Annotated in this window: 19 protein-coding genes and 3 pseudogenes; 12 read left to right on the top strand and 10 right to left on the bottom strand. The window is 54.2% G+C overall.

Annotated elements, in window-relative coordinates:
- Nucleotides 1-395 precede the first annotated feature (395 nt).
- The 3 genes and pseudogenes from feoA to ACQ86O_RS06935 all read left to right on the top strand — a co-directional run bounded on the left by feoA (nt 396) and on the right by ACQ86O_RS06935 (nt 3250).
- Nucleotides 396-620 (top strand): ferrous iron transporter A, encoded by a 225-nt coding sequence (gene feoA, locus ACQ86O_RS06945; protein ID WP_431224639.1) that lies wholly within the window; start codon nt 396-398, stop codon nt 618-620.
- 76 nt (nt 621-696) lie between these two features.
- Nucleotides 697-3011 (top strand): annotated as a pseudogene (gene feoB, locus ACQ86O_RS06940) (Fe(2+) transporter permease subunit FeoB).
- Nucleotides 3011-3250, top strand: coding sequence for a FeoC-like transcriptional regulator (locus tag ACQ86O_RS06935; RefSeq protein WP_431224638.1), 240 nt, complete (start codon nt 3011-3013; stop codon nt 3248-3250). Before feoB ends, ACQ86O_RS06935 begins: the two are co-directional and overlap by 1 nt.
- Before the next feature lie 45 nt (nt 3251-3295).
- Here the strand turns inward: ACQ86O_RS06935 and ACQ86O_RS06930 are convergent, their stop codons facing one another.
- Together ACQ86O_RS06930 and bioH are read right to left on the bottom strand one after the other, a co-directional pair.
- The gene (locus ACQ86O_RS06930) at nt 3296-3577 is read right to left on the bottom strand and encodes a YdgH/BhsA/McbA-like domain containing protein (RefSeq protein WP_431224637.1); all 282 of its coding nucleotides are present in this window, start codon (nt 3575-3577) and stop codon (nt 3296-3298) included.
- A gap of 301 nt (nt 3578-3878) precedes the next feature.
- Entirely contained in the window at nt 3879-4646 is a 768-nt protein-coding gene (bioH, locus tag ACQ86O_RS06925; protein WP_431224636.1) for a pimeloyl-ACP methyl ester esterase BioH, read from the bottom strand.
- Between the two features lie 60 nt (nt 4647-4706).
- Here bioH and gntX point away from each other — a divergent pair.
- Nucleotides 4707-5389, top strand: a pseudogene (gene gntX, locus ACQ86O_RS06920) (DNA utilization protein GntX).
- Nucleotides 5390-5447: 58 nt separating this feature from the next.
- Nucleotides 5448-6023, top strand: a complete 576-nt coding sequence (gene nfuA, locus ACQ86O_RS06915; protein ID WP_431224635.1) for a Fe-S biogenesis protein NfuA — start codon at nt 5448-5450, stop codon at nt 6021-6023.
- A gap of 137 nt (nt 6024-6160) precedes the next feature.
- On the opposite strand, the gene malQ is transcribed toward nfuA, so the two are convergent.
- Nucleotides 6161-8242: a 4-alpha-glucanotransferase gene (malQ, locus tag ACQ86O_RS06910; protein WP_431224634.1), complete on the bottom strand. Its 2082-nt coding sequence runs from the start codon at nt 8240-8242 to the stop codon at nt 6161-6163.
- Between the two features lie 9 nt (nt 8243-8251).
- Nucleotides 8252-10657 (bottom strand): maltodextrin phosphorylase, encoded by a 2406-nt coding sequence (malP, locus tag ACQ86O_RS06905; RefSeq protein ID WP_431224633.1) that lies wholly within the window; start codon nt 10655-10657, stop codon nt 8252-8254.
- Between the two features lie 544 nt (nt 10658-11201).
- Here malP and malT point away from each other — a divergent pair.
- Nucleotides 11202-13916 carry an HTH-type transcriptional regulator MalT gene (gene malT, locus ACQ86O_RS06900; RefSeq protein ID WP_431224632.1) on the top strand — a complete coding sequence of 905 codons (2715 nt, stop codon included), beginning with the start codon at nt 11202-11204 and terminating at the stop codon, nt 13914-13916.
- Between the two features lie 62 nt (nt 13917-13978).
- On the opposite strand, the gene ACQ86O_RS06895 is transcribed toward malT, so the two are convergent.
- The 6 genes from ACQ86O_RS06895 to ulaA are packed head-to-tail and all read right to left on the bottom strand — an operon-like array spanning nt 13979 to nt 18403.
- The gene (locus ACQ86O_RS06895; protein WP_431225672.1) at nt 13979-14665 is read right to left on the bottom strand and encodes an L-ribulose-5-phosphate 4-epimerase; all 687 of its coding nucleotides are present in this window, start codon (nt 14663-14665) and stop codon (nt 13979-13981) included.
- A 2-nt stretch (nt 14666-14667) separates the two neighbouring features.
- Complete coding sequence (locus ACQ86O_RS06890; RefSeq protein ID WP_431224631.1) at nt 14668-15525, bottom strand: L-ribulose-5-phosphate 3-epimerase; 858 nt, start codon at nt 15523-15525, stop codon at nt 14668-14670.
- A 9-nt stretch (nt 15526-15534) separates the two neighbouring features.
- Entirely contained in the window at nt 15535-16191 is a 657-nt protein-coding gene (locus ACQ86O_RS06885) for a 3-keto-L-gulonate-6-phosphate decarboxylase UlaD (protein WP_431224630.1), read from the bottom strand.
- Between the two features lie 10 nt (nt 16192-16201).
- Nucleotides 16202-16675: a PTS ascorbate transporter subunit IIA gene (ulaC, locus tag ACQ86O_RS06880; RefSeq protein ID WP_431224629.1), complete on the bottom strand. Its 474-nt coding sequence runs from the start codon at nt 16673-16675 to the stop codon at nt 16202-16204.
- Nucleotides 16676-16685: 10 nt separating this feature from the next.
- Nucleotides 16686-16991 carry a PTS ascorbate transporter subunit IIB gene (ulaB, locus tag ACQ86O_RS06875; protein ID WP_039996172.1) on the bottom strand — a complete coding sequence of 102 codons (306 nt, stop codon included), beginning with the start codon at nt 16989-16991 and terminating at the stop codon, nt 16686-16688.
- Between the two features lie 14 nt (nt 16992-17005).
- On the bottom strand, nt 17006-18403 hold the full coding sequence (ulaA, locus tag ACQ86O_RS06870; protein WP_431224628.1) for a PTS ascorbate transporter subunit IIC: 1398 nt from the start codon (nt 18401-18403) through the stop codon (nt 17006-17008).
- A 419-nt stretch (nt 18404-18822) separates the two neighbouring features.
- On the opposite strand from ulaA, the gene ulaG reads away from it, so the two are divergent.
- The 6 genes and pseudogenes from ulaG to ACQ86O_RS06840 all read left to right on the top strand — a co-directional run bounded on the left by ulaG (nt 18823) and on the right by ACQ86O_RS06840 (nt 24598).
- A complete protein-coding gene (gene ulaG, locus ACQ86O_RS06865) occupies nt 18823-19887 on the top strand; it encodes an L-ascorbate 6-phosphate lactonase (RefSeq protein WP_431224627.1) in 1065 nt (354 codons plus the stop codon).
- A gap of 451 nt (nt 19888-20338) precedes the next feature.
- A pseudogene (ulaR, locus tag ACQ86O_RS06860) lies at nt 20339-21093 on the top strand (HTH-type transcriptional regulator UlaR).
- A gap of 267 nt (nt 21094-21360) precedes the next feature.
- Entirely contained in the window at nt 21361-22353 is a 993-nt protein-coding gene (locus ACQ86O_RS06855) for an autotransporter outer membrane beta-barrel domain-containing protein (RefSeq protein WP_431224626.1), read from the top strand.
- A 122-nt stretch (nt 22354-22475) separates the two neighbouring features.
- Nucleotides 22476-22802 (top strand): thiosulfate sulfurtransferase GlpE, encoded by a 327-nt coding sequence (gene glpE, locus ACQ86O_RS06850; protein WP_431224625.1) that lies wholly within the window; start codon nt 22476-22478, stop codon nt 22800-22802.
- A 153-nt stretch (nt 22803-22955) separates the two neighbouring features.
- Nucleotides 22956-23792: a rhomboid family intramembrane serine protease GlpG gene (gene glpG, locus ACQ86O_RS06845; RefSeq protein WP_431224624.1), complete on the top strand. Its 837-nt coding sequence runs from the start codon at nt 22956-22958 to the stop codon at nt 23790-23792.
- Nucleotides 23793-23839: 47 nt separating this feature from the next.
- A complete protein-coding gene (locus ACQ86O_RS06840; RefSeq protein WP_431224623.1) occupies nt 23840-24598 on the top strand; it encodes a DeoR/GlpR family transcriptional regulator in 759 nt (252 codons plus the stop codon).
- The last annotated feature ends 105 nt before the right edge of the window (nt 24599-24703 follow it).

The raw sequence follows: 24703 nt of genomic DNA, 5'->3' as shown, positions 1-24703 counted from the left end.
ACAGAAAGAGATGTTATCGGATCCTTAACAGGAATATTTCAAGCGATCCTACAAGGTCAGACTTGCTTAAAAAATGTTTCAGAACGCCAGTCAAACGTACAAATTTGCAACCTTATTAACTTATTGCGCCCATTTGCACTGCTTTTGGCTTAATGCTAAAACTATGCCATCAAACAGCCGCATGCCAAATGTGACTGCACTTACAATTTTTGACCAATGCCCACACTTCTTGTATTGAATACGATAATCGTTATCACTATGATTCTGCGTGTATGCTGAACGACTTTTAGGGTCGGCGATCCAGGCCCCATTTACCGTAATTCGCAGGTAGTCTGGGCGGCAAATAGTTCTGAAAGCGACGTTCCAACTCAGCGTCCAAATCACGAGAAGGCAACATGCGGCTTTTTCCTAAAAAGACATACAAGATCACCGGCTTCTCCAGCGAAATCAGCCCGGCCTATCGCCAGAAGTTGCTGTCGCTCGGCATGTTGCCCGGCTCGACGTTCGACGTGGTGCGCGTTGCACCACTTGGTGACCCGATAGAAATTAGAACGCGCCGTGTCAGCCTGGTGTTACGCAGAAAAGATTTGGACCTGATCCTGCTTGATGGCCAACCCTAATTCGCCATCCCTCGACTCAGGCTTTTGCCATATACCACTCATGGCCGCTATTAATTGACTGATATCACGTTGGATTATGAAAAAAATCACTGTTGGCCTAATCGGTAATCCGAATTCAGGGAAAACCACGCTGTTTAACCAGCTCACCGGATCGCGCCAGCGGGTAGGTAACTGGGCCGGGGTAACGGTCGAACGCAAGGAAGGCCAGTTTAGTACCCCGCAATCTCAGGTCACGCTGGTGGATTTACCCGGCACTTACTCGCTAACCACCATCTCTGAACAAACCTCTCTGGATGAGCAGATTGCCTGCCACTATATCCTGAGCGGCGATGCTGATTTGTTGATCAACGTGGTCGATGCCTCCAACCTGGAACGAAATCTCTACCTGACGCTGCAACTGCTGGAGCTTGGCATTCCGTGCATCGTAGCGCTCAATATGCAGGACATCGCCAAAAGCCAGCATATCGAAATTGATATCTCCGCCCTTTCTGCACGCCTCGGTTGCCCGGTGGTGCCCTTGGTTTCTACCAAAGCCGACGGGATTGGCCCCTCAAGCAAGCGGTTGACCACCATCAGCTCAATGAACTGAAAGCGCTGGTCAATTATCCGCCGTTGCTGTTGAACGAAATAACCCGGCTGACCGATGCTATGCCGCAGAATTTGCCAACCGAGCAGCGCCGCTGGTTGGCGCTGCAAATGCTGGAGGGTGACATCTACAGCCATCAGTTAGCCGGTAACGCCAGTGAAATGCTGCCGCAGGCCAGGCTGGCCCTGCAACAGCAGCAGCAAGAAGAACCCGCGTTGGTGATTGCCGATGCACGTTACCAGTCTATCGCCACCATTTGCGATGCGGTCAGTAACTCCCAGCAGGCGTTGCCAAATCGCCTGACCGAAATACTCGATAAAGTGATTCTCAACCGCTGGCTGGGGGTACCTATCTTCCTGCTGGTGATGTATCTGATGTTCCTGCTGGCGATCAATATCGGCGGTGCGTTGCAGCCGATTTTCGATCTCGGCTCGGCCGCCATCTTTATCCAGGGTATCCAGTGGATTGGCTATACCTTGCACTTCCCGGATTGGCTGACTATTTTCCTGGCCCAGGGCGTAGGTGGCGGTATCAATACCGTGCTGCCTCTGGTGCCCCAGATCGGCATGATGTACCTGTTCCTGTCATTCCTGGAAGACTCCGGTTATATGGCTCGTGCGGCGTTTGTCATGGACCGCCTGATGCAGGCTCTCGGGCTGCCGGGTAAATCCTTCGTTCCGCTGATCGTCGGCTTTGGCTGCAACGTACCCTCGATTATGGGCGCACGCACGCTGGATGCGCCCCGCGAACGCCTGATCACCATCATGATGGCGCCTTTCATGTCCTGCGGCGCGCGTTTGGCCATCTTTGCGGTATTTGCTGCGGCCTTCTTTGGCCAGGACGGCGCCAGCGTGGTGTTCTCGCTGTATATGCTGGGTATCGTCGTCGCGATCCTCACCGGCCTGATCCTGAAGTACACCATCATGCGTGGCGAAGCATCGCCATTCGTTATGGAACTGCCGGTCTACCACGTGCCGCATATGAAGAGCCTGCTTCTGCAAACCTGGCAGCGTCTGAAAGGCTTTGTACTGCGCGCCGGTAAAGTTATCGTGATAGCCAGCATCTTTATCGGCGGCCTGAACAGCTTCTCGTTTAGCGGCAAACCGGTAGACAACATCAATGATTCGGCGCTGGCGTCGGTTTCAAAAGTACTGACTCCACTGTTGCAGCCAATGGGTGTGCACAGCGATAACTGGCAGGCTACCGTCGGCCTGGTTACCGGGGCAATGGCGAAAGAAGTGGTGGTTGGTACGCTTAACACGCTGTACACCGCAGAGCACATCACCAATGAACCTTTCGATGCAGAAAACTTCAACTTGCTGGATGAACTGGCCGCCGCCGCACAGGAAACCTGGCAGGGCCTGAAAGAGACCTTCAGCCTCAGTGTGCTTTCCAACCCAATCGAAGCCAGCAAGGGCGATGGGGAAATGGGCGCTGGCTCTATGGGTATGATGAGCAGCAAGTTCGGCACCTCGATTTCTGCTTACAGTTACCTGATTTTCGTGCTGCTTTACGTGCCTTGTGTCTCGGTTATGGGCGCTATTGCGCGTGAATCCAGCCGTGGCTGGATGACCTTCTCAATTCTGTGGGGGCTGAATGTGGCTTACTCGCTGGCGACATTGTTCTATCAGGTAGCCACGTTCAATCAGCACCCGCAATACAGCATGATAGCCATTGTGTTGGTGTTACTGTTCAACGCGTTGGTGTTACTGAGCTTGCGTAAAGCCCGTAGCCGCGTAACCATTCGCCTGCGCAGTGCAGCACCGGCAGCCTGCTGCCAGAAGCCGCAAAGTGACTGCCACTGATGGCCAGCCTGCTGCAAATTCGTGATGCGCTTACCCTACAGGGCAGCGCTCAGGCACAGCAGTTGAGCCGCCAGTTGGCTACGCCCTTGCCGTTGGTGGAGGCGATGCTGGAGCGTCTGACTGCGATGGGGAAAGTGGAGCGTATTGAGCAGGATAGCCGTGAATGCCTGAGCGGCAGTTGCAAAAATTGCCCACAAGGTCAGGCTTGCAACACCGTGATTTATCGTTGGAAAAACTGAAGACAGGGGCGCGATACGCAGCTGCGCCCCTTGCTTGCGAGGGTATTACTTATCTTTGTACACTTCAGCTACAGCGCTGAACTTACCGTGCTCACGAGCTGCCAGCACAACATAATACTGACCACCTTTTTCATCAGCCAGTTTGGACAGTTCTTCTTTCAGATCCATGGGATCGGTCGCTTGGGCCGTTGAGGTTACGGTACCAATTTTCTCGTACTTACCCGGATTCTTATCCAGATCTTCTTTGGTTAGCAGCGTTGCGGCCATCGCGCTGAAAGACACCGAACCTACAATCAATGCTGCAACTATCATCTTTAATGATTTCATGACCATACCTCTTAATGGATAAATTAGTTGTTATGAAAGCTCCTGACAAATAAATGCGTAATCAAATCTGGCTGCCGCGATATCCAAGAGCCCCGTTGCTTTCCATGACGAAGCTCTTTTCCCAGAAAAAACCGCTAAAGAGAAAAAAACATTCAGCTTTTTTCACTTTTCAGCCACGCATTTACCCCTTCAAGTATTGAACAGGTTTGATTTTTATCCACCTATTGGCTAATGTTTTAGCGCTCTTTTGTGCTTTTCTTTACTGCAATCAATACGATATTCCCGCCACTCCCTGCCCCTGCTAGCTTGCCGCGAATTGGCAAATAGTGCGGGAGAACTCCTCTGGATGAGAAATGAAAGGTGCATGGGCCGCTTTTGCTATCACGATCGAAGAGGAATTTGGCCACAGCTCGTCCAACAAGTTGGCCACCTTGCGCGGCACCAGCCCATCAAGATAGCCATAAATACGCAACACCGGCAGCGTCAGGGCCATTAATTGCTGGCGTTGATCGACGGTTCGCAGCATCTCCAAGCCACCATTCAGCACCTCGACGCTCGGCATAGGTTGGTTGAGAACCACGTTTTTCAACAAGCGCGCATCCTGACGGGCACTCTCTGTTCCCAAAGTTTGTAACGCCAGGAAACGTTCTACGGTGCGTTTGAAATCATCGCTAAGCTGCTGCTGAAAACCACTCAGCACTTCTGGGCGGATCCCCGGCCACTGTTCTTGCGCCGTAAAACAAGGGGAAGAAGCCACGGTAATCAGCCCTGCCACCCGCTCAGGTTGCATAAGCGCTATTTGCCCGGCCACCAACCCACCTAGCGACCAACCTAACCAGTAGGCTCGCTCAGGCGCTGCTACCAGCAGTACTTCGGCCATCTGCGATAATGAGAGGGCACCGTACCCCTGACTGCGACCATAGCCGGGCAGGTCCACCAGGTGCAGACGAAAATGCGGGGCCAATCGCTGCAACATGCAACCCCACACTTCAGCATTCAGCCCCCATCCGTGCAGCAACACAAGATCGCGATCGCCCTCTCCCAGGGTGTGCCAATAAAGCCCTATCATCAGTTAATGTCCTTCTTACTTGTGATCTTTCAAACTACCGATAAGCGGAAGCAAAAGACTATGCTACCAATCTACAGCTGCTGTTGGCTATGCCAGCAACCCTTAGTACTGCAACCACAGGGTTTATGCAGTTACTGCCTGCGTTCGTTGCCCGCCAAACCCTGCTGCTGCCCACGTTGCGGTCTGCCGAGCGGCGATCCGCACCAAGCCTGCGGGCGCTGCCTGCAAAAACCCCTCCCTGGCAGGCACTGGTTTTCGCCACCGACTACCGCCCGCCAATCAGCACCCTGATTAAGCGGCTCAAATTCCAGAAAATGCCGGCACTGGCCCCTACATTGGCACGCCTGCTGCTACTGCACTGGTTACAGGCTCACCGAGAGCAACATCTGAACAGACCGGAAATCGTTTTAGCAGTACCCTTACAGAACAAACGTTGCTGGCAGCGCGGCTATAATCAAAGCGATCTGCTGGCCAAGCCGCTGGCCCGCTGGCTGGGCTGTGAATATCGCCCCGCCGCCTTGTGCCGCATCAGGGCAACGTTGCCGCAGCAGCAATTGATAGCGCGCCTGCGGCGGCGTAATCTGCGTGGTGCTTTCCATTGTGAGGGAGACCTGACTGGGCGGCATGTGGCACTACTGGATGATGTCGTAACCACTGGCAGTACGGCGGTGGAAATAGCTACACTGTTACATAAACAGGGCGTCGCATCGTTACAGATCTGGTGCGTCTGCCGCACGTTGTAGTACCAGGGCAATGGGCGTATTATAACCTACTATAGAAGTCAACTACTGAGCTAATGCTATGATTCGTATAACAGATGCTGCACAGGAACACTTTTCCAAACTGCTGGCAAACCAAGAAGAAGGCACCCAGATCCGCGTTTTCGTGATCAACCCGGGCACGCCAACGGCCGAATGCGGCGTTTCTTATTGCCCGCCTGATGCGGTAGAGGCAACGGATACCGAACTCAAATTCGAAAAGCTGTCTGCTTACATCGATGAGTTGAGCACGCCTTATCTGGAAGATGCCGAAATCGACTTCGTGACCGATCAGCTCGGTTCACAACTGACGCTGAAAGCCCCGAACGCCAAAATGCGTAAAGTGGACGAAAATGCGCCACTGATGGAGCGCGTAGAATACGTACTGCAATCACAGATCAACCCACAACTGGCTGGCCACGGTGGCCGCGTAACGCTGATGGAAATCACCGAAGACGGGCTGGCTATCCTGCAGTTTGGCGGCGGTTGCAACGGGTGTTCCATGGTTGACGTTACGCTGAAGGAAGGGATCGAGAAAGAGCTGTTGCAGAAGTTCCCTGAACTGAAAGGGGTACGAGATCTGACCGAGCACCAACGCGGCGAACACTCTTACTACTGATAAATCCGCCGTGTTTCAAACGGCAGCGTTACTACCTGCGCTTGATTACCAGGTCCATCCTTGGACCTGGCCCTGTTAGGGCCGCTGCATGCCGTGTGCTACAGGTCCGTATTGAAAAAACTGCGCGGCTGGCACGATCACCCAACCGAAACCTTGCGCCGCCGCTTATCCAAATCCTTCAATAAGCGATTCACCTGCCGATCGGCGAACATCTCTTCCAACGTATGACTCAGCTTGCGCCGCCAGTTGGGATACTGCTCGCTGGTCCCGGGAATATTGACCGGCTCCGCCATATCCAGCCAATCCTCCGGTTGCAGGCCAAGCAAGGCGCTGGCGCTGTCGGCGACGTAGCGCTGAAGCCCACGATTCAGTTGCGGGCTCATACCCAGCAATGCAGCCTTCTTACCAACTTTCTGTGGCACACAGCCGTAACGATGCAAGCCATCCAGCAAGCCTTGTTTGGCCCGTTCACGATCGGCAAACAACGTTTTGAGCACCTCTGCATCGGGATACAACCCCAGCTTATTGCCAAGGGTCAAATCCCCGCTTTGCCAGTAGCCACGCAACGTTGGCAGATCGTGAGTGGTGATGGTCGCCATAGCCTGCACCGGATAAGACTGCGGCGCACGGAACTGATTCTCCGCATCGTGCTCGAAATACAACACTTTGTAAGAGTAAACACCGCTGTCACGTAGCTTGCCGATGATCTCCGCCGGCACGGTGCCAAGATCTTCACCAATGACCATGCAGTGATGGCGTTGGCTCTCTAACGCCAACAGCGCCAGCAGATCATCCACCGGATAGGCCACGTAAGCCCCCTGATCGGCGGTTTCACCGTAAGGTATCCACCAAAGACGCAGCATGGCCATCACATGGTCGATACGCAGGGCCCCGCAACTGGTCATATTGGCACGCAGCAGATCGATAAAGGGTTGATAGCCACGCGCCGCCATTATATGCGGATCCATCGGCGGTAATCCCCAGTTTTGCCCCAGCGGCCCAAGGATATCCGGCGGGGCACCTACCGAGGCTTTCAGGCAATACAGTTCCCGTTCACACCAGGTTTCCGCGCCGCCCTCTGCCACGCCCACCGCCAGATCACGGTACAGGCCAATAGGCATCTGCCGCTGCTGGCTTTGGCTAAAGCACAAGGCAAACTGGCTGGCAGCCAGCCATTGCAGCCACAGGTAAAAAGTGACTTCGTTCTCATGTTGCTTACAGAACGCCTCCACCTGCGGGCCGTTACCTTGCTGGTACTCTTCCGGCCAGGCAGGCCAGCCCCACATACCCTCGTCTTTGGCTGAAAGGTGCGCATGCAGCGCATCATAAGCCGCCTGCTGATACAGACTGCTGCCCCCTTCGCCAACGAAGTGTTCAAACTGCTGCTTCAACACATCTTTGCCGTTACGGGCCTGAAACTGCGGAAAAGCCAGCTTCAGCGCCGCCAGTTTCAACTGCATAACAGCGCTGTAATCGACCAAATCACTATTACGGGCTTTCGCCAACAGCTTTTGCGTCGCCGCCTTGTTCCACCATTTCTGCGCGGCCTGGTTGAGCTGAAAGTCCTCCACCGCGTTGACGTCGATGTACACTACATTCAGCCAGCGCCGCGAAGAAGGGCTATAAGGGCTGGCACTTTCCGGGCTGGCGGGATACAACGCATGGACCGGGTTAAGCCCGACAAAAGCACCGCCACGCGCTCCAACTTCGGCAACCATGGCCTGCAAATCGCCAAAATCGCCAATACCCCAGTTACGATCGGAACGCAGGGTATAAAGCTGCACGCAGGCACCCCACAGCTTCTTGCCGGTCAGCAGGGCATCCGGTTCATAACAACGTCTGGGGGCGATAATCAGCCGGCAGGCCCATTGCTGCTCGCCCTGAGTCAAGGTAAGTTGGTGATAACCCAGTGGCAATTCCCCCGTCAGAGTCAAGGTTTTACGCGCACTGGCGCGGCCCTGCTGCTGGGTGCCATCTTCCAGGCGCAAAACCCAATGGAACTCTCCACTGCCACCCAGCGGCAATGCCACCGGGTGATCGTGATAAAAGACTTTAACCAGCGGTAAAGGAGCCGTTTGCAGATGCAATGGGGTGCTGTTCATTGCCTCCAGCAGTTTGCGTTTGGTCTCTGGCGAAATAGCCTGCCGCTGTCCATGGGCATTGATGTAATCGGCAGCAATCCCGGCCTGGGAGGCTGCCTTATCGATACCTTTACTCATTCGCTCTCCTTAACGCTTGGCTTGCCAGATGCGTTGCTGGTAGTCACGGATCGAACGATCCGAACTGAACATACCCACGCGTGCGGTGTTAAGGATAGTGCGACGCGTCCACTCATCGCGGTCACGGTACAGTTTGTCTACCTGCCGTTGGGCTTCGCAATAGGAAGCAAAGTCCGCCAGCACCAGATACGGATCGCCGCCTTCCAGCATACTGTGCAGCATCATGTCGAATGCGTGTTTATCGCCGTGGCTGAATGCGCCACTGGCCAGCTCGTCCAGGATAGCCTTCAGATGTTTGTCTTTCTTGCGATAGCTCAGCGGATCATAGCCTTTGGCCAACAGCGCCTTAACCTGGTCCACGGTGTTACCGAAGATAAAGATATTGTCTTCACCCACCTGCTCGGCGATCTCAACGTTAGCCCCATCCAGCGTACCAACGGTAAGCGCACCGTTCAGCGCCAGTTTCATATTCCCGGTACCCGAAGCTTCTTTACCGGCCGTGGAAATCTGCTCGGAAATATCAGCCGCCGGGATCATCAGTTCAGCAACAGAAACGCGGTAATCCGGAATAAAGACCACTTTCAAACGATCCTTGACGATCGGATCGTTATTGATCTTCTCTGCGGCCTGATTGATCGCATAGATGATATTTTTCGCCAGGTAATAGCCGGGTGCCGCCTTGGCGCCAAACAGGAACACGCGTGGCACCATGTCCAGGTTCGGGTTATCACGAATCTGGCGATACAGTGAAAGAATATGCAGCAAATTCAGGTGCTGGCGTTTGTACTCGTGCAAACGTTTGATCTGTACGTCGAAGATCGCATCCGGGTTGAGCGTCAACCCCATTACGCTGTGAACGTAGTTGGCCAGCTTTACTTTGTTATCACGTTTGATCTGCTGGTACTGCTGGCGGAAAGCGGCATCATCGGCGTATTTTTCCAGACCTTTCAGCGCATCGAGATCGTTGGCCCACTCCACCTTCAACTGGGTGTCGATAAGCTGTGACAACGCCGGGTTACATTGCTTGAGCCAGCGGCGTGGCGTGATCCCGTTAGTCACGTTGTGGAATTTATTCGGCCACAGCTGGTGATATTCCGGGAACAGGTCTTTTACCACCAGATCCGAGTGCAGTTGCGCCACACCGTTGACCGCAAAACCACTGACCACGCACAGGTTCGCCATGCGCACCTGCTTGTTATGATGTACCGCCAATTTGGCCCATACGGCGTCATCACCCGGCCAGTGTTTGTCCACCAGTTGCTTAAAGTTGGCGTTGATCTGCTTGATGATAGAGAAATGGCGAGGCAGCAGGCTGCGCACCAGCTTCTCATCCCAGCACTCCAGCGCTTCCGGCATCAGCGTGTGGTTGGTGTAGGCAAACGTCTTGCTGGTGATCGCCCAGGCAGCTTCCCAATCCAGTTGATGCTCATCCAGCAGGATACGCAGCATTTCCGGAATGGCGATGGTGGGGTGGGTGTCATTCAGTTGGATCACTTCGTACTTCGGTAAATCTTTAATTTTGCGCCCGGCCTGATGGTGCTTACGCAGAATATCCGCCACCGAGCAGGCGCATTGGAAGTACTGTTGCATCAGGCGCAGGCGTTTGCCAGCCTGATGATTATCATTCGGATAGAGCACCTTGGTCAGTTTGGCCGCTTCAACGCCCTGTTTCTCCGCCTGCAGGAATTTACCGTCGTTGAAATCCCCCAGATCAAACGGATGAGAATGCGTTGCCTGCCACAAACGCAGCGGCTGGGTCACACCATTACGGAACCCAAGTACCGGCAGATCCCAGGCTTCTCCACGCAGGGTCAACGCCGGGTGCCACAACTCGCGGCCATCGGCCAGTTTTTCTACTTTGCCACCAATGCCGACATCCACCGCCAGCGCCGCATTATGACGGAACCACGGGTAGTTCTCACGCTGCCAGTTATCCGGTGCTTCCTGCTGATGGCCCTCTTTGAACGATTGGCGGAACAGCCCATATTGGTAATTGAGGCCATAGCCGGTAGCCGGTTGCTCCACCGTGGCCATAGAATCCAGGAAACAGGCGGCTAAACGCCCCAAGCCCCCGTTGCCCAACGCCGGGTCGGTTTCCTGTTCCAACAGGTCCGCCAGCTTGATGTCCTGCTCTGCCAACACGCTTTCCACCGTCTCATACCAGCCGAGGTTGATCAGGTTGTTGGCGGTCAGGCGGCCAATCAGGAATTCCATTGAGATGTAGTTCACATGACGCAGCGATTTACCGCTTTTACGCGGCGCTGGCTGCGCAGCCAGCTGTTCGGCAAGCGCCGCGCTCACCGCCTCCCACCATTGATGCTGAGTCATCTGCTGTGCGGTGCTGAGGCCAAAACGCTGCCACTGACGAGTCAGCGCAGCCAGAAAAACATCCTTTTTAAGCATAGGCTGTGACATAGGAAAAACTCTCTATCAAATAAATGGGCCAATTTTTTCACTATCGTGCCGGGGAGAACACACAACAGCATCATCCCGCCTAGGGATTAGCTGGGGAGGAGGGTTGGGGCGTAGCTGAAACTGTGATCCCGGGCACTTTTTAATACTCTTCCATGAAGCAAAAAAGCCCGCCGACCAAGCCGGGGACCACTGGATACAATCCCATGACGTTAACATAGGCTATTTGAGTCGATGAAGATTTGTACTTAGCTTCAAATAACATAAAAACATTGCATTCACTATCGCAAATCTGGCTATGCTACAAAAATGGCCAGGGGCGAATATCTGAGCAATCGCAAAAAAGTGTGATCGGCAGCAATTTAACTCCAAGCCAAAGCCTAAGCTTGTTGCAATAAGTTTAATGATGTTCGAAGTTAAACAGGGGGATTAATTACGAGCTACAAAATAATTAACTCATCCTGGTTATTGGAATAGCTTCACGGCAAGATTTGCTCTTTGGGGCAATCCTTCGGCGGCGGGAACCGCACTTTACATCTGGAATATTATGCTGATCCCATCAAAACTGAGCCGCCCGGTACGGCTGCAAAATACCGTGGTACGCGATCGCCTGCTGGCGAAGTTGGCCAGCACTGCAAACTATCGCCTGACATTGGTCAATTGCCCGGCAGGATACGGTAAGACGACGCTGATAGCCCAATGGGCGGCGGGCAAATCTGACCTGGGGTGGTACTCGCTGGATGAGAGCGATAACCAGCCCGAGCGCTTCGCCAGCTATCTGATCGCCGCAATACAGCAGGCCACCGCTGGGCACTGTGTGAAAAGTGAAGCACTAAGCCAGAAACACCAGTACGCCAATCTGTCGGCATTATTTGCCCAGCTGTTTATCGAACTGTCCGACTGGCACCAGCCTTTGTACCTGGTGATCGATGATTACCATCTGATCACCAATGACCAGATCCATGAAGCCATGCGTTTCTTCCTGCGCCACCAGCCAGAACACCTGACGTTGCTTCTGCTTTCCCGCACATTGCCACCTCTGGGGATCGCCAATCTTCGCGTACGCGATCAGCTATTGGAGCTGAACTCGCAGCAGTTGGCATTCACCCATCAGGAAGCCAAGCAGTTCTTTGATTACCGCCTGAGCTCGCCGCTGGAGCAACATGACAGCAGCCGCCTGTGTGACGAAGTAGAAGGCTGGGCGACGGCGTTACAGCTGATCGCCCTCTCCGCCCGTCAATCCACCTCTTCCCCTCAGCAATCCGCCAAGCGTCTGGCCGGGCTGAACGCCAGCCACCTTTCTGATTATCTGGTGGACGAAGTGCTGGATCGCGTCGATGCCGATGCCCGGGCATTCCTGTTACGCTGTTCGGTACTGCGTTCGATGAACGACGCGCTGATCGTGCGCCTGACAGGGGAAGATAACGGCCAGCAGCGCCTTGAAGAACTTGAACGCCAGGGGCTGTTTATCCACCGCATGGACGATAGCGGTGAATGGTTCTGTTTCCATCCGCTCTTTGCCTCGTTCCTGCGCCAACGCTGCCAATGGGAACTGGCCCTGGAGTTACCAAATCTGCACCACGCCGCCGCAGAAGGCTGGCTGGCATTAGGCTACCCAGCAGAGGCGATCCACCATGCGCTAGCGGCCAGCGACGTCAATATGCTGCGCGATATCCTGCTGCAACACGCCTGGTCACTGTTCCACCGCAGCGAATTGGCCCTGCTGGAAGAGTGCTTGAATGCGCTTCCCTATGAACGGCTGATCCAGAATCCGAAACTGGCGCTGCTACAGGCCTGGCTGGCACAAAGCCAGCACCGCTACAGCGAAGTGAACACCCAGTTGGAGCGCGCAGAGCAGGCCATGCGCAATCAGCAGATTTCCATAGACCAAACCCTGCATGCTGAATTTGAGGCGCTGCGCGCCCAGGTGGCGATCAATGCAGGCAAACCGGAAGAGGCCGAACGGCTGGCAACCGAAGCGCTGAAGTTCTTGCCTCTTTCCAGCTATTACAGCCGCATTGTCGCCACCTCGGTCATCGGCGAAGTCCATCATTGCAAAGGTGAGTTAACGCGGGCGCTGCCAATGATGCAGCAGACCGAACAGATGGCACGCCGCCATCAGGCTTATCACTATGCGCTGTGGGCGCTGTTGCAACAGAGCGAAATCCTTATCGCCCAAGGGTTCCTGCAGGCCGCCTATGAAACCCAGGATAAGGCCTTCGAGCTGGTGCGTGAACAGCATCTGGAACAGCTTCCGATGCACGAATTCCTGCTGCGCATCCGCTCGCAAATCCTTTGGTCGTGGTCACGGCTGGACGAAGCCGAAGAGGCGGCCCGTGAAGGGTTGAAGATTCTAGCCAACTACCAGCCACAGCAGCAGTTGCAATGCCTGGCGATGTTGGCGAAATGCTCGCTGGCGCGTGGCGATCTGGATAATGCCAATACTCACTTGCTGCGCAGTGAAGCCCTGCTGCACGGCTCGCAATATCATCGTGACTGGATAACCAACGCCGACAAGCCACGGGTGATCCATTGGCAGATGACCGGCGACACCGCGGCGGCAGCTAACTGGCTACGCCATACTGAAAAACCGGGGATGGCGAACAACCATTTTATGCAGGGCCAATGGCGCAATATCGCTCGTGTCCAGATCCTGCTTGGGCAGTATGACGAAGCCGAAGTGGTGCTGGACGAGTTGAATGAAAATGCACGTCGCCTGCGCCTGGTGAGCGATCTCAACCGTAACCTGCTGTTGAGCAACCAGCTCTATTGGCAGATGGATCGTAAAAGCGACGCACTGCGGGTATTGATTGAGGCGCTTTCGCTAGCCAATCGTACCGGGTTTATCAGCCATTTTGTTATCGAAGGGGAAGCGATGGCGCAGCAACTGCGCCAACTGATCCAGCTCAACACACTGCCAGAGCTGGAACAGCACCGTGCCCAACGAATTTTGCGTGATATCAACCAGCATCATCGGCATAAATTCGCCCATTTTGACGAGAACTTCGTCGATAAACTGCTGACGCATCCGCAAGTGCCGGAGTTGATCCGCACCAGCCCGCTGACGCAGCGTGAATGGCAGGTGCTGGGCCTGATTTACTCTGGTTACAGCAACGAACAGATCGCCAATGAGCTGGCCGTGGCCGCGACCACTATCAAGACGCATATCCGTAATCTGTACCAGAAACTGGGCGTCGCCCATCGGCAAGAAGCGGTTCAACAAGCCCAGCAGTTGCTGAAAATGATGGGCTACGGCGCCTGAATCCCCTCTCGCCGACCCTCTTCCAAAGGGAGAGGGTTAGGCGTCGCCATCCACCAGAAAGGTTACAACTGCCCATAATAAGCATTTGGCCCATGTTTACGGGTGAAGTGCTTTGCCAGCAAATGGGCGTCGATATGGCTCAGCGCCGGGTTAATACCACAACTGATCCAGGCCATTCTCGCCACCTCCTCCAGCACCACCGCATTGTGAACCGCCTCATCCGGTGAGGCTCCCCAGGTGAATGGCCCATGCTGATAAACCACAATCGCTGGCGTGTGCATCGGATTATGTTCACCCAGCGTCTCCACAATTACGCGCCCGGTTTCCAACTCATAGTCTCCTCCAACCTCCTCAACCGTCAGGCTGCGGGTGCAGGGGATATCTCCGGCAAAATAATCGGCATGCGTGGTACCCAGCGCCGGAATTGCCCGGCCCGCCTGCGCCCAGGCGGTGGCATGTGTGGAATGAGTATGCACAATGCCGCCCAATTGCGGATAGCGCCGATACAACGCCAGATGGGTTAGCGTATCTGATGAGGGCCGGAAACGCCCTTCCAGCACCTTCCCTGCCAAATCCACCACCACCATATCGGCAGCCTGCATTTGCTCATACGGGACGCCGCTGGGTTTGATCACCACCACCCCAAGCTCGCGATCTATGCCGCTGACATTACCCCAGGTATAAGTCACCAGCCCCTGCGCAGGCAGCGCCATATTGGCAGCAAACACCTGCTGTTTAAGTTGTTCCAGCATCACTCGGCTCCTATTGCCAGCCCGGCATGGCGCATGCGCTCCACGACCCAGGCCCGAGCGGCCCGCACTTCCTGCAGCGGATCCGCCGCCTTTTCGCTCCACATCTCGATCAGATACGGGCCGCGATAGCCACTTTGCTGCAAGGCGGTAAAGCAACGTTCAAAATCCACCACGCCTTCACCAAATGGCACATTCTTGAAGACCCCGGGCCGGGTGTCTTTCACATGCACCGCCACAATGTGCCCACGGCCCGCCATCAACTCCATCGGCACGTCGTTATCCCAGGCGGAAAGGTTGCCGATGTCCGGGTAAAGCTGGAACCAGGGATTATTGAGGTAATGGGCGTAACCCAACGCCTTGCTGATGGAGTTCATCAGCGGGTAATCCATAATCTCCATGGCCAACGTCACCTGCGCACGGCTGGCCATTTCGATCGCCTGCTGCAATCCATCGCGGAATCTTTCGCGTGTATTATCATTGGCCTGCTGGTAGTAAACGTCATAACCTGCCAGTTGGATCACCCGGATGCCGGTATCCTGCGCCAGCCGGATGGCTTTTTGCATGATCTCCAGCCCCTGCTTACGCACCAGGTCATCCTCACTGCCCAGGGGAAACCGCCGGTGAGCACTCAGGCACAAAGAAGGGACGCGCACGCCGCTCTTGGCCACGGCATTCACCAATGCCAGACGCTGTTCGCGGCTCCAGTCCAGGCGGGCTAAACGGCTGTCGCTTTCATCGACCGACATCTCGACAAAATCGAACCCCAACTCACGCGCCAGTTGCAGGCGTGCCAGCCAGTCTTCCCCACCCGGCAGCGCTTTTTCGTAGATGCCCAAGGGCACGGCTTGCTGCAACATGATGGTTCCTCAGCCCCACAGTTGGGCGATTGCACGTTTAAACTCGCGGGCAGCGGCCACCGGATCGGCAGCATCACGAATACTGCGGCCAGCAATAAATACGTGGATAGGGATGCCCTGGAACAGCGGCAAATCCTCCAGCGCCAGCCCGCCGGTGACGGTCACTTTAAAGCCCATGCTGGCAAGACGTTTGATGGCTGTGATATCCGCATCGCTCCACGCTACCCCTGCGGCCTGCGCGTCGCGGCTACGGTGATAAACCACCTGTTGAATACCCACCTCACGCCACTGCTGCGCCTGCTCCCAGGTCCAGAAACCGGTCAGTTCGATCTGCACGTCGCCACCAAATTCTTTTGCCACTGCCAACGCGCCTTTGGTGGTGTTGATATCGGCACAGCAAATCACCGTGATCCAATCCGCATTGGCTTCAAAGCACATGCGCGAGAGAATGTGGCCAGCGTCGGCGATCTTGGCATCCGCCAGCACGATGCGGTCTGGGTACAACGCCTTCAGATCACGCACCGCACGCACCCCTTCGGCCACGCACAGAATGGTGCCAACTTCGATAATATCGACCTCATTGGCAATTAAGCGCGTGGTGCGGTATGCGTCATCCATCGACTGGTTATCCAGCGCCACCTGTAACATCGGTAAAGTGTTTGCCATCTTGTTCTCCTTAATGGGTTGCCGCGGCGGCAGTAGTTTGGTTAATCAGATCCAGCACCTGCTGCGGCGTGCGGCAGGCCCGCAGACGATCGAAGTTGGCTTCATCCTCAAACAGATTAACCACTTGCAGGATGCCCACCTCCTGATGCGTTTTGGCATCTACCGCCGCCATGGTGATCAGAATGTCGATCGGGTCGTTATCGTCGTCTCCAAAGCAGACCGGTGTTTTCAGCGTTACCAGGGCGAAACCGGTTTTCAGCACGCCCTCCTCCGGCCTGCCGTGGGGCATCGCCAGCCCCGGTGCCAGCACAAAGTAGGGGCCGAACTGCTCAACACCCGCCAGGATGGCGTTGAAATAGCGCGGTTCCACCACGCCAGCCTTAACCAGCAGATCGACACCTACCTTCACCGCCTGCTGCCAGTCCTGTGCTTCAGCCTGCAACAGAATTGAGTTGTTGTGCACCAGCGAATCACTAAGCTTCATTGCCGCTGCCTTATTTAATATCTTTAGGGAAATGGGCCCCGATCACTTCCATCAGCTTGGGGCCAAAATCGGCGGCGGAAAGCATATTGCGCACTCCCACCACATATTTGTTACCACTGACGGTGATTTCATCCGCCACATGGGTAGACGCGATGATGATGTCAGCGCCGCTTAACTCGGATTTGTATTCCCCCACCGCGCAGCTGTTCACCGTATGATCTACACCTTGCTGAGTGAGGAATTGGTCGACTTTCATTTTCATGATCATGGAACTGCCTTGCCCACAACCGCATACCGCCAGAATTCGTACCGTCATGATGTGCTCTCCAGTTAGTTTGAAGCCGATTCAGTCAATTGTTTTTCCGCATCTTCTTGCGCGCGCAGCGTGCGCCCGGCAAAGAACATGTACAGCAGCGCAATAACGATCACCACGCCCATAAACCACAGGCCAAAGCTCAGGCCCTGCATCAGCGGCGGTGCCAGAATTGACCAGTCCGCCATCCCCATCCAGGCGCTCAAGCCGGTCAGTTTGATGGCCCACACGCAGCCAAAGATTTCGATCATGCCCATCACCAGACAGATTTTCATCGCCGCGCGCCAGCCGCCGAAATGGTTGGCAAATACGCCAATGGTGGCATTGGAGAAGAACATGGGGATAAAGCCGGGGATGATCATGATTGAGGAACCGATGGCCAGCAGAATGCCGACGGCAATCAATTGCCCGATGGTGCCCCACATAAAGCCCCACACCACTGCATTGGGGGCGAAGCTGTAAATGGCGGCGCAGTCGATGGCCAGCACGGCGCCTGGGATCAGGCGCTGGGAAATACCGTTAAAGGCCTCGGTAAGCTCGGCAACGAACATCCGCACGCCCTGCACGATGATAAATATCGCTACGGCGAACATCAGGCCGGTTTGCAGGATGTAGATTGTCCAGTGCGTTTTCCCGGCCATCTGCTGCAGGGTGTCTAGCCCGAACGAGCAGAGAATGATGCCGAAAAACACCGTCATCACGATGGCGGTAGAAACGATGTTGTCGTGGAAAATATTCAGCCAGCCAGGCAGCTTGAGGTCTTCTACGCTGTCTTCTTTTTTACCGAGATATGGGGCTATTTTATAGGCAACCCAGGAGGCAAACTGCTGCTGGTGACCAATGGAGAAACCGCTGTTTTCGGTCACTGCCTGGGTCGGTTTGAACATCATGTTGGAGGTGATCCCCCAATACAGCGAAGCTATCAGGGCGCTGCACAAGACGGTGGTCCACATGTCATAACCGGAAATGTAGAAGAACACCGCAATCAGCCCCACCTGCTGAAACATGATGTGACCAGTCAACATGATGGTGCGGATACCGGTCACCCGCCGCAGCAATACGTAGATAATGTTGAGCGCCAACGCCAGCAGCACCGCATACCCCACCCAGCTATAGGCATCCCCCATCCGTTCGATGGTCGCCATCATTGAGGCATAGGTGTCGGAGATGGCCCCGTTGATGCCATACACCTCGGAAAGTTTGGCCACCACCGGCTTGAAAGTACCGGTCAAAATGCCGGAGCCGGCTTGTAACAGCATAAAACCGATGATGGTCTTGATGGTGCCTTTGACGATCACCGCCGCGCTTTTGCGCAGCAGTAAATAGCCCAGCATCGTAACCAGGCCCAACAACAGCGGCGCGTTGGTCATCACCTGATTAAAAAATACGGTGAAGATGGTGTAAAGGGTTTCCATACGGCTCTCCAGGTAGCGTTTGGCGATATCTGATGCGCTAAGGGGCGCTGCTGGTATCTGGCCAGGGCGTTAGCATTAACGCAGGGATAGCATCACCATACCAATCACAACGAATCACCAAAAGATCACAAATGATTATTTGTGAGCGACCTCGCAAGTTATATGGAAATTTTCTGTGCATTCAATAGGCTGCATTTTTAAATCAATTATTACCCATTGAATTAATTACAAGTTAATTCTGAACGTGGCGAGGTTAAAGCGTTTTTACCTGCCAGATTCGCGTGGTTTTGGTCGCTATTACCAGGTTGTAAGATGAAATAAACGGTGCTAGATTCAAGCAAAAGGAATCACAACAAATCATTAAATGACAAATTGTGATTACATCTGATACTAAACGCCCTGATTATGAGGACTGAATCATGAGTAAAGTCACTACCATCACGCGAGAATCCTGGATACTGAATACCTTCCCGGAATGGGGTTCATGGCTGAATGAAGAAATTGAGCAGGAGCAGGTCGCACCGGGCACCTTCGCCATGTGGTGGCTGGGCTGTACCGGTATCTGGCTGAAATCAAAAGAAAATGCCAACCTGTGCGTCGATTTCTGGTGCGGCACCGGCAAGCAGAGCCACGGTAACCCATTGATGAAAACCGGCCATCAGATGCAACGAATGGCCGGCGTTAAAAAACTGCAGCCCAACCTGCGCACCACGCCGTTTGTCCTCGATCCCTTTGCGATCAGACAGATCGATGCGGTGCTGGCCACTCACGATCATAACGACCATATCGACGTCAACGTCGCGGCTGCGGTGATGCAAAACTGTGGGGCTTCAGTGCCGTTTATCGGGCCACAAAGCTGTGTGGATATCTGGCTGGGCTGGGGCGTTCCACGCGAGCGTTGTATCGTGGTGCGGCCTGGGGATGTAATAAAAATCAAGGATGTGGAGATCCTTGCGCTGGATGCCTTCGACCGCACGGCCCTGATCACTTTGCCGGTAGAGCAAAAAGCAACGGGCATGCTGCCAGACGGCATGGATGAGCGGGCGGTCAATTACCTGTTCAAGACGCCGGGCGGTAATCTCTACCACAGCGGCGACTCCCACTACTCCAATTACTACGCCAAACACGGCAACGATCACCAGATCGACGTGGCACTCGGCTCCTACGGTGAAAACCCGCGCGGCATTACCGATAAAATGACCAGCGCCGACATCCTGCGGATGGCGGAATCGCTGAATGCCAAGGTCGTGATCCCGTTCCATCATGATATCTGGTCGAATTTCCAGGCCGATCCGCAAGAAATCCGTGTGCTGTGGGAGATGAAGAAAGACCGGCTGAAATACGGCTTCAAGCCCTTTATCTGGCAAGTTGGCGGTAAATTCACCTGGCCGCTGGACAAGGATAACTTTGAATATCACTACCCTCGCGGCTTTGATGACTGCTTTACCCTCGAGCCGGATGTGCCGTTTAAATCCTTCCTGTAACGGCTATATACATAATCATTCAAGAGGCTTGTTAATACTGTGAATAATGCGAGTTGGCCGCTCTTGCACATCCATGCATTCGCGGCAGGCGTACATCCTTGTACAGCACAGGCAGGCGGCGAGCTTGGGAGGCCCCAGGCGCATAGATAAACGCGGTGACCGGGGTGACAAACCTGTCGGGGCAAATCGGCCAGGAACCGCTTTGAATGCCGCAGGCGGCAGCCCGTAGACGGAATCACAATAGATTGATTTCTAACAGATTTGAACACTGCTTGCCGCAGTCCTTACAGGATCAGGTCCACGGATGGACTAATAGCCAGGCGTCGCCAACGCACCTGCAACCTGAAGTATGACGAGTATATATGCGCACCTTTGCACACAGATGATTCAAATCGTCAGCAAGTGCGCATATAATCCTGGAATAACGTTCTTATTTCCTGATGGAGCTCACATGACCGAATCACAACGCCATAATGCCATCCTCGATCTCTTACAGCGTCAGGGGCAAATTTCTGTGGCCGACGTGATTGCAGCCTTTGAGATCTCACCTGCAACGGCCCGCCGCGACATCAACAAACTCAACGAGACTGGCAAGTTGCGCAAGGTGCGTAACGGCGCCGAAGTAACCAGTACCCCTCGCCCTGCCTGGACCCCCTCAATATCCACCAGACTCAGCATCTGGATGAGAAAATGCGTATCGCCAAAGCGGCCGCACAGCTTTGCCAGGCGGGGGAAAGCGTGGTAATCAACTGTGGCTCCACCGCGTTCCTGCTGGGGCGTGAAATGTGCGGTAAAGAGGTGCAGGTGATCACCAACTACCTGCCGTTGGCCAATTACCTGATTGAACGTGAGCACGAAAGCGTGGTGATCATGGGCGGCCAATACAATAAAAGCCAGTCCATCACCCTGGCCCCACAGGACGGTGATGCCAGCCTGTATGCCGGGCACTGGATGTTCACCAGCGGCATTGGCCTCACCACCGATGGGTTATACAAGACCGATATGCTCACCGCCATGGCCGAACAGAAAATGCTCAACTATGTCGGCAAACTGGTCGTGCTGGTTGATAGCAGTAAGGTCGGCCAACGGGCCGGGATGCTGTTCAGCCGCACCGAGCAGATTGATATCGTCATCACCGGGCGCGATGCCGATCCCGCGATAGTAGAACAACTGCGCCAACAAGGTGTTGAGGTAAAACTGGTTTGATCAGCAAATTAACCTGGGGGTATATCCCCTCAGGATAATTCCTGATTCCGTTAATATATTGACCGATGCCCTAACTATAATATCGTTAATTTCACTCATTTGGTTAATACTTTGCGAGTAATACATCAACTAAACATATATATTTGCAAATAACCCTCTTCGTTATATCTCATATCCATAAGATGTATTCTTATTTGGTGCTTTTCTCCATGACTTTAGCCTTTCATCTCAGTAATATTGCGCCAAATTTCCATAGGAGTTGGGATAGTGGCAATAAAAAGGATTTTTCTTACCCTGGCCGGTTTATATCTGGTCGTTCCCCCAGCAATCGCAGCCAGCGCTAATTCAGCCGTGGATTACCACAATCGGGCCGATGCCGGTGCTTATCTGGGTAATCAGTTCGCCGCGTCGTTATTATTTACTCAAACTCTGCATCAACGGATAACCGCCCCAGGCGATAGCCAATTCTGGATGCGCGGTTCGGCTTACCATACCAAGAACCTGAGCGTATCCGAAGGTGACCTGCCGATAGATATGGATCGCCAGGTATTTATTCTGGGTGCGGACCTGCTGTCATTACAAGGTGGCACCCAGGAATGGACCATGGGGCTGATGAGTGGTTACGGCCACGCCAAGAGCAGCGCCAAAAATGCCTTGACCACCTCAGACGGTGAAGTGAATGGTTATTCTGTCGGTGCCTATAGCACCTGGTATGAAAATATCCAGGATCATTCCGGCGCTTATGTCGATTCCTGGCTGCAATATGCCTGGTTTAATAACAGCGTGACCCATTCGCCGGCCAAACAGGATTATGACAGTACCAACTTCAGTATTTCACTGGAGGCCGGTTATGCATTCCTGCCTTTTTCAAATCGCGAGCTGGTTATCGAGCCTCAGATCCAGGTTATTTATAATACCTTCGATAGTGATGATTATTGGGATGCCAACGGGGTAAAAGTTCACCAGGGTGAAATACCAGACTTCACCTCACGCGTCGGTATTCGTTGGTACAGCGATCAAGACGATAATACTACCGCTTATCTGTCAACCAACTGGTGGCATCGCAACGGCAGTAATTCCGTCTATTTTAATAATACGCGGGTAGAAACCAACGCCCTTGACGATCTGTTTGAAGCGAAAGTCGGCATTCAGTCCCCTTCAAGTTACAGCATGCAGCTGTGGTTTGAAGGCGGAGCCACTATGGGTTCCAACCGCTATCAGGACTATGGCGCTTCGTTGGGCTTGAGCTATCGCTGGTAATGTCGCTGGCTGCCGTGACCTGGAAGACGAAAGGGCTAAAAACCCTTTCGTTGCTCTGGTCTTAATCGTGCCACAATTGGATACAATGGTCATAACCCCCAATTACGAGGCACTTTGACGTTATGGAACAATTTGAGGCGATCAGCGTTGAGCAGGCACACCTTCGCTTGAAAGAAGGCAGTGCCACGCTGGTCGATATTCGCGATCCACAGAGTTTTGAGGCTGGGCATACGCCGGGCGCATTTCATCTGACCAATGCCACCCTACCCGCGTTTATGCAGCAAAACGAGTTTGATCGCCCGGTGATGGTCATGTGCTATCACGGCAATAGCAGCCGCAGCGCTGCGCAGTATCTGCTGCATCAGGGGTTTGATGCCGTGTATAGCATTGACGGGGGTTTCGAAGCTTGGGCCCGCCAGTTCCCACAGGAAATAGCAACCTCTTCATAATCCCGCCAGGCCATCTGCATGGGTGGCCGCCATCGAATTTTCCTGGTTTTTATCAGAAGTTGCCTCTGCTCAGGATTTCAGCGGTATAATCAGCCATCAACGCCGCCGGTACTCAAGCTCGTGGCTAACGTCATCAACCTAAACGGAAAACCTATGGTTCGAGTGATCGCCGTATCCAACCCTCGCCTTGCGCAAGCCTTTGTTGATTATATGGCCACGCAGAGGGTTGCACTTGAAGTCCGCGCAACCGGCGAGGCAGCCGAAATCTGGCTGGCGGACGAAGCCCATCTCGAGCAGGTACAGCACGAGTTACAGCAATTTTTGCTCGATCCCCTCAACAGCCGCTACCAGGCGGCCAGTTGGCAGGCTGGCAATACCGACGCCGGTTTGCATTACCAACAATTTTCTTATCTGCAAATCATCCGCAGCCAAGCCGGGCCGCTGACACTCACGGTAATGACCCTGTGCATTCTGATTTACATTCTGATGCAGGTGCTGGGTGACGACACCGTGATGTTCTGGCTCTCCTGGCCGCAAAACAGCTCGCAATACGGTCAACTGTGGCGTTGGGTCAGCCATGCATTCCTGCACTTCTCGTTGCTGCACATTACCTTTAATCTGCTGTGGTGGTGGTATCTGGGTGGTCCGTTGGAAAAACGCCTCGGTGCCGGCAAGCTGTTTGTCATTGCCGTGGTTTCGGCCTTCTTCAGCGGTTGGGCGCAGTCTCTGTTCAGTGGCGCATTGTTCGGCGGCCTATCCGGGGTGGTCTACGCTCTGATGGGTTACGTCTGGCTGAGCGGTGAGCGCGCACCAGAACGAGGCCTGAATCTGCCACGGGGCCTGATGGTATTTTCGGTACTCTGGCTGGTTGCCGGTTATTTCGATATCTTAGGAATGTCGATCGCCAATGCGGCACACATAGCCGGTTTAGTGATAGGGTTATTGATGGCATTCTGGGATACGCGACATCGCGCGCACAACGAACAATAACAACCAGGTACTTATAAACCTGTATACCGCTGTATTAGGGGATTATCGTGAAGCAAACACAGCGTCATGACGCAATTATCGAATTGGTGCGCCTGCAGGGTTATGTCAGTACGGAAGAGTTGGTGGAGCATTTTGCAGTCAGCCCGCAAACCATTCGCCGTGATTTAAATGACCTGGCCGACCAGAACAAGATACAACGCCATCATGGTGGTGCCGCCTTGCCTTCCAGCTCGGTCAATGCCGCCTATCACGATCGTAAAGTGATGTGGTCGGAAGAGAAAGCGCGTATAGCTCAACGCGTCGCTAGCCAGATCCCTGATGGCGCAACGCTGTTTATCGATATCGGCACCACGCCGGAAGCGGTCGCCCACGCGCTGATGGGCCATAAGAATCTGCGCGTCGTCACCAACAACCTGAACGTTGCGACCCTGCTCACCGCCAAAGAGGATTTCCGCCTGATCCTGGCCGGTGGCGAAGTCCGTACCCGCGATGGTGGCATCATGGGTGAAGCTACTCTGGATTTCATCTCCCAGTTCCGTCTTGATTTCGGCATTCTCGGTATCAGCGGCATTGATATGGATGGCTCATTGCTCGAATTTGACTATCACGAAGTGCGCACCAAACGCGCGATTATCGAAAATTCCCGCTGCGTCATGCTGGTTACCGATCATTCCAAGTTTGGCCGCAACGCGATGGTTAACCTGGGCAATATGAATCTGATCGACTACCTGTTTACCGATCAGGCTCCGCCGCCAAGCGTAATGAAGATCATCGAACAGTACGACGTGCAGCTGGAACTCTGCTGATCTCTTCCCCTCACTGCAATCCTCTCCCGTGCGGGAGGATTGGAGTGAGGAGCTTTGCTTGCCGCGACGTCTCTCGCCCCCCAAAACCCACTCAATAATATCCCT

Origin of the sequence: Serratia sp. L9, assembly GCF_050632285.1 — a bacterium.
Classification (GTDB): Bacteria; Pseudomonadota; Gammaproteobacteria; order Enterobacterales; family Enterobacteriaceae; genus Chania.
This window is presented reverse-complemented; position numbering and strand designations above follow the sequence as displayed.

Bases quoted from the DNA above. Each gene is read 5' to 3' on its own strand.
- ulaC (WP_431224629.1), bottom strand. From the start codon at position 16,675: ATGAAGCTTAGTGATTCGCTGGTGCACAACAACTCAATTCTGTTGCAG.
- ACQ86O_RS06930 (WP_431224637.1), bottom strand. From the start codon at position 3,577: ATGAAATCATTAAAGATGATAGTTGCAGCATTGATTGTAGGTTCGGTG.
- ulaG (WP_431224627.1), top strand. From the start codon at position 18,823: ATGAGTAAAGTCACTACCATCACGCGAGAATCCTGGATACTGAATACC.
- glpE (WP_431224625.1), top strand. From the start codon at position 22,476: ATGGAACAATTTGAGGCGATCAGCGTTGAGCAGGCACACCTTCGCTTG.
- ulaA (WP_431224628.1), bottom strand. From the start codon at position 18,403: ATGGAAACCCTTTACACCATCTTCACCGTATTTTTTAATCAGGTGATG.
- ulaB (WP_039996172.1), bottom strand. From the start codon at position 16,991: ATGACGGTACGAATTCTGGCGGTATGCGGTTGTGGGCAAGGCAGTTCC.
- ACQ86O_RS06890 (WP_431224631.1), bottom strand. From the start codon at position 15,525: ATGTTGCAGCAAGCCGTGCCCTTGGGCATCTACGAAAAAGCGCTGCCG.
- bioH (WP_431224636.1), bottom strand. From the start codon at position 4,646: ATGATAGGGCTTTATTGGCACACCCTGGGAGAGGGCGATCGCGATCTT.
- malT (WP_431224632.1), top strand. From the start codon at position 11,202: ATGCTGATCCCATCAAAACTGAGCCGCCCGGTACGGCTGCAAAATACC.
- malQ (WP_431224634.1), bottom strand. From the start codon at position 8,242: ATGAGTAAAGGTATCGATAAGGCAGCCTCCCAGGCCGGGATTGCTGCC.
- glpG (WP_431224624.1), top strand. From the start codon at position 22,956: ATGGTTCGAGTGATCGCCGTATCCAACCCTCGCCTTGCGCAAGCCTTT.
- ACQ86O_RS06935 (WP_431224638.1), top strand. From the start codon at position 3,011: ATGGCCAGCCTGCTGCAAATTCGTGATGCGCTTACCCTACAGGGCAGC.
- ACQ86O_RS06885 (WP_431224630.1), bottom strand. From the start codon at position 16,191: ATGGCAAACACTTTACCGATGTTACAGGTGGCGCTGGATAACCAGTCG.
- feoA (WP_431224639.1), top strand. From the start codon at position 396: ATGCGGCTTTTTCCTAAAAAGACATACAAGATCACCGGCTTCTCCAGC.
- nfuA (WP_431224635.1), top strand. From the start codon at position 5,448: ATGATTCGTATAACAGATGCTGCACAGGAACACTTTTCCAAACTGCTG.
- malP (WP_431224633.1), bottom strand. From the start codon at position 10,657: ATGTCACAGCCTATGCTTAAAAAGGATGTTTTTCTGGCTGCGCTGACT.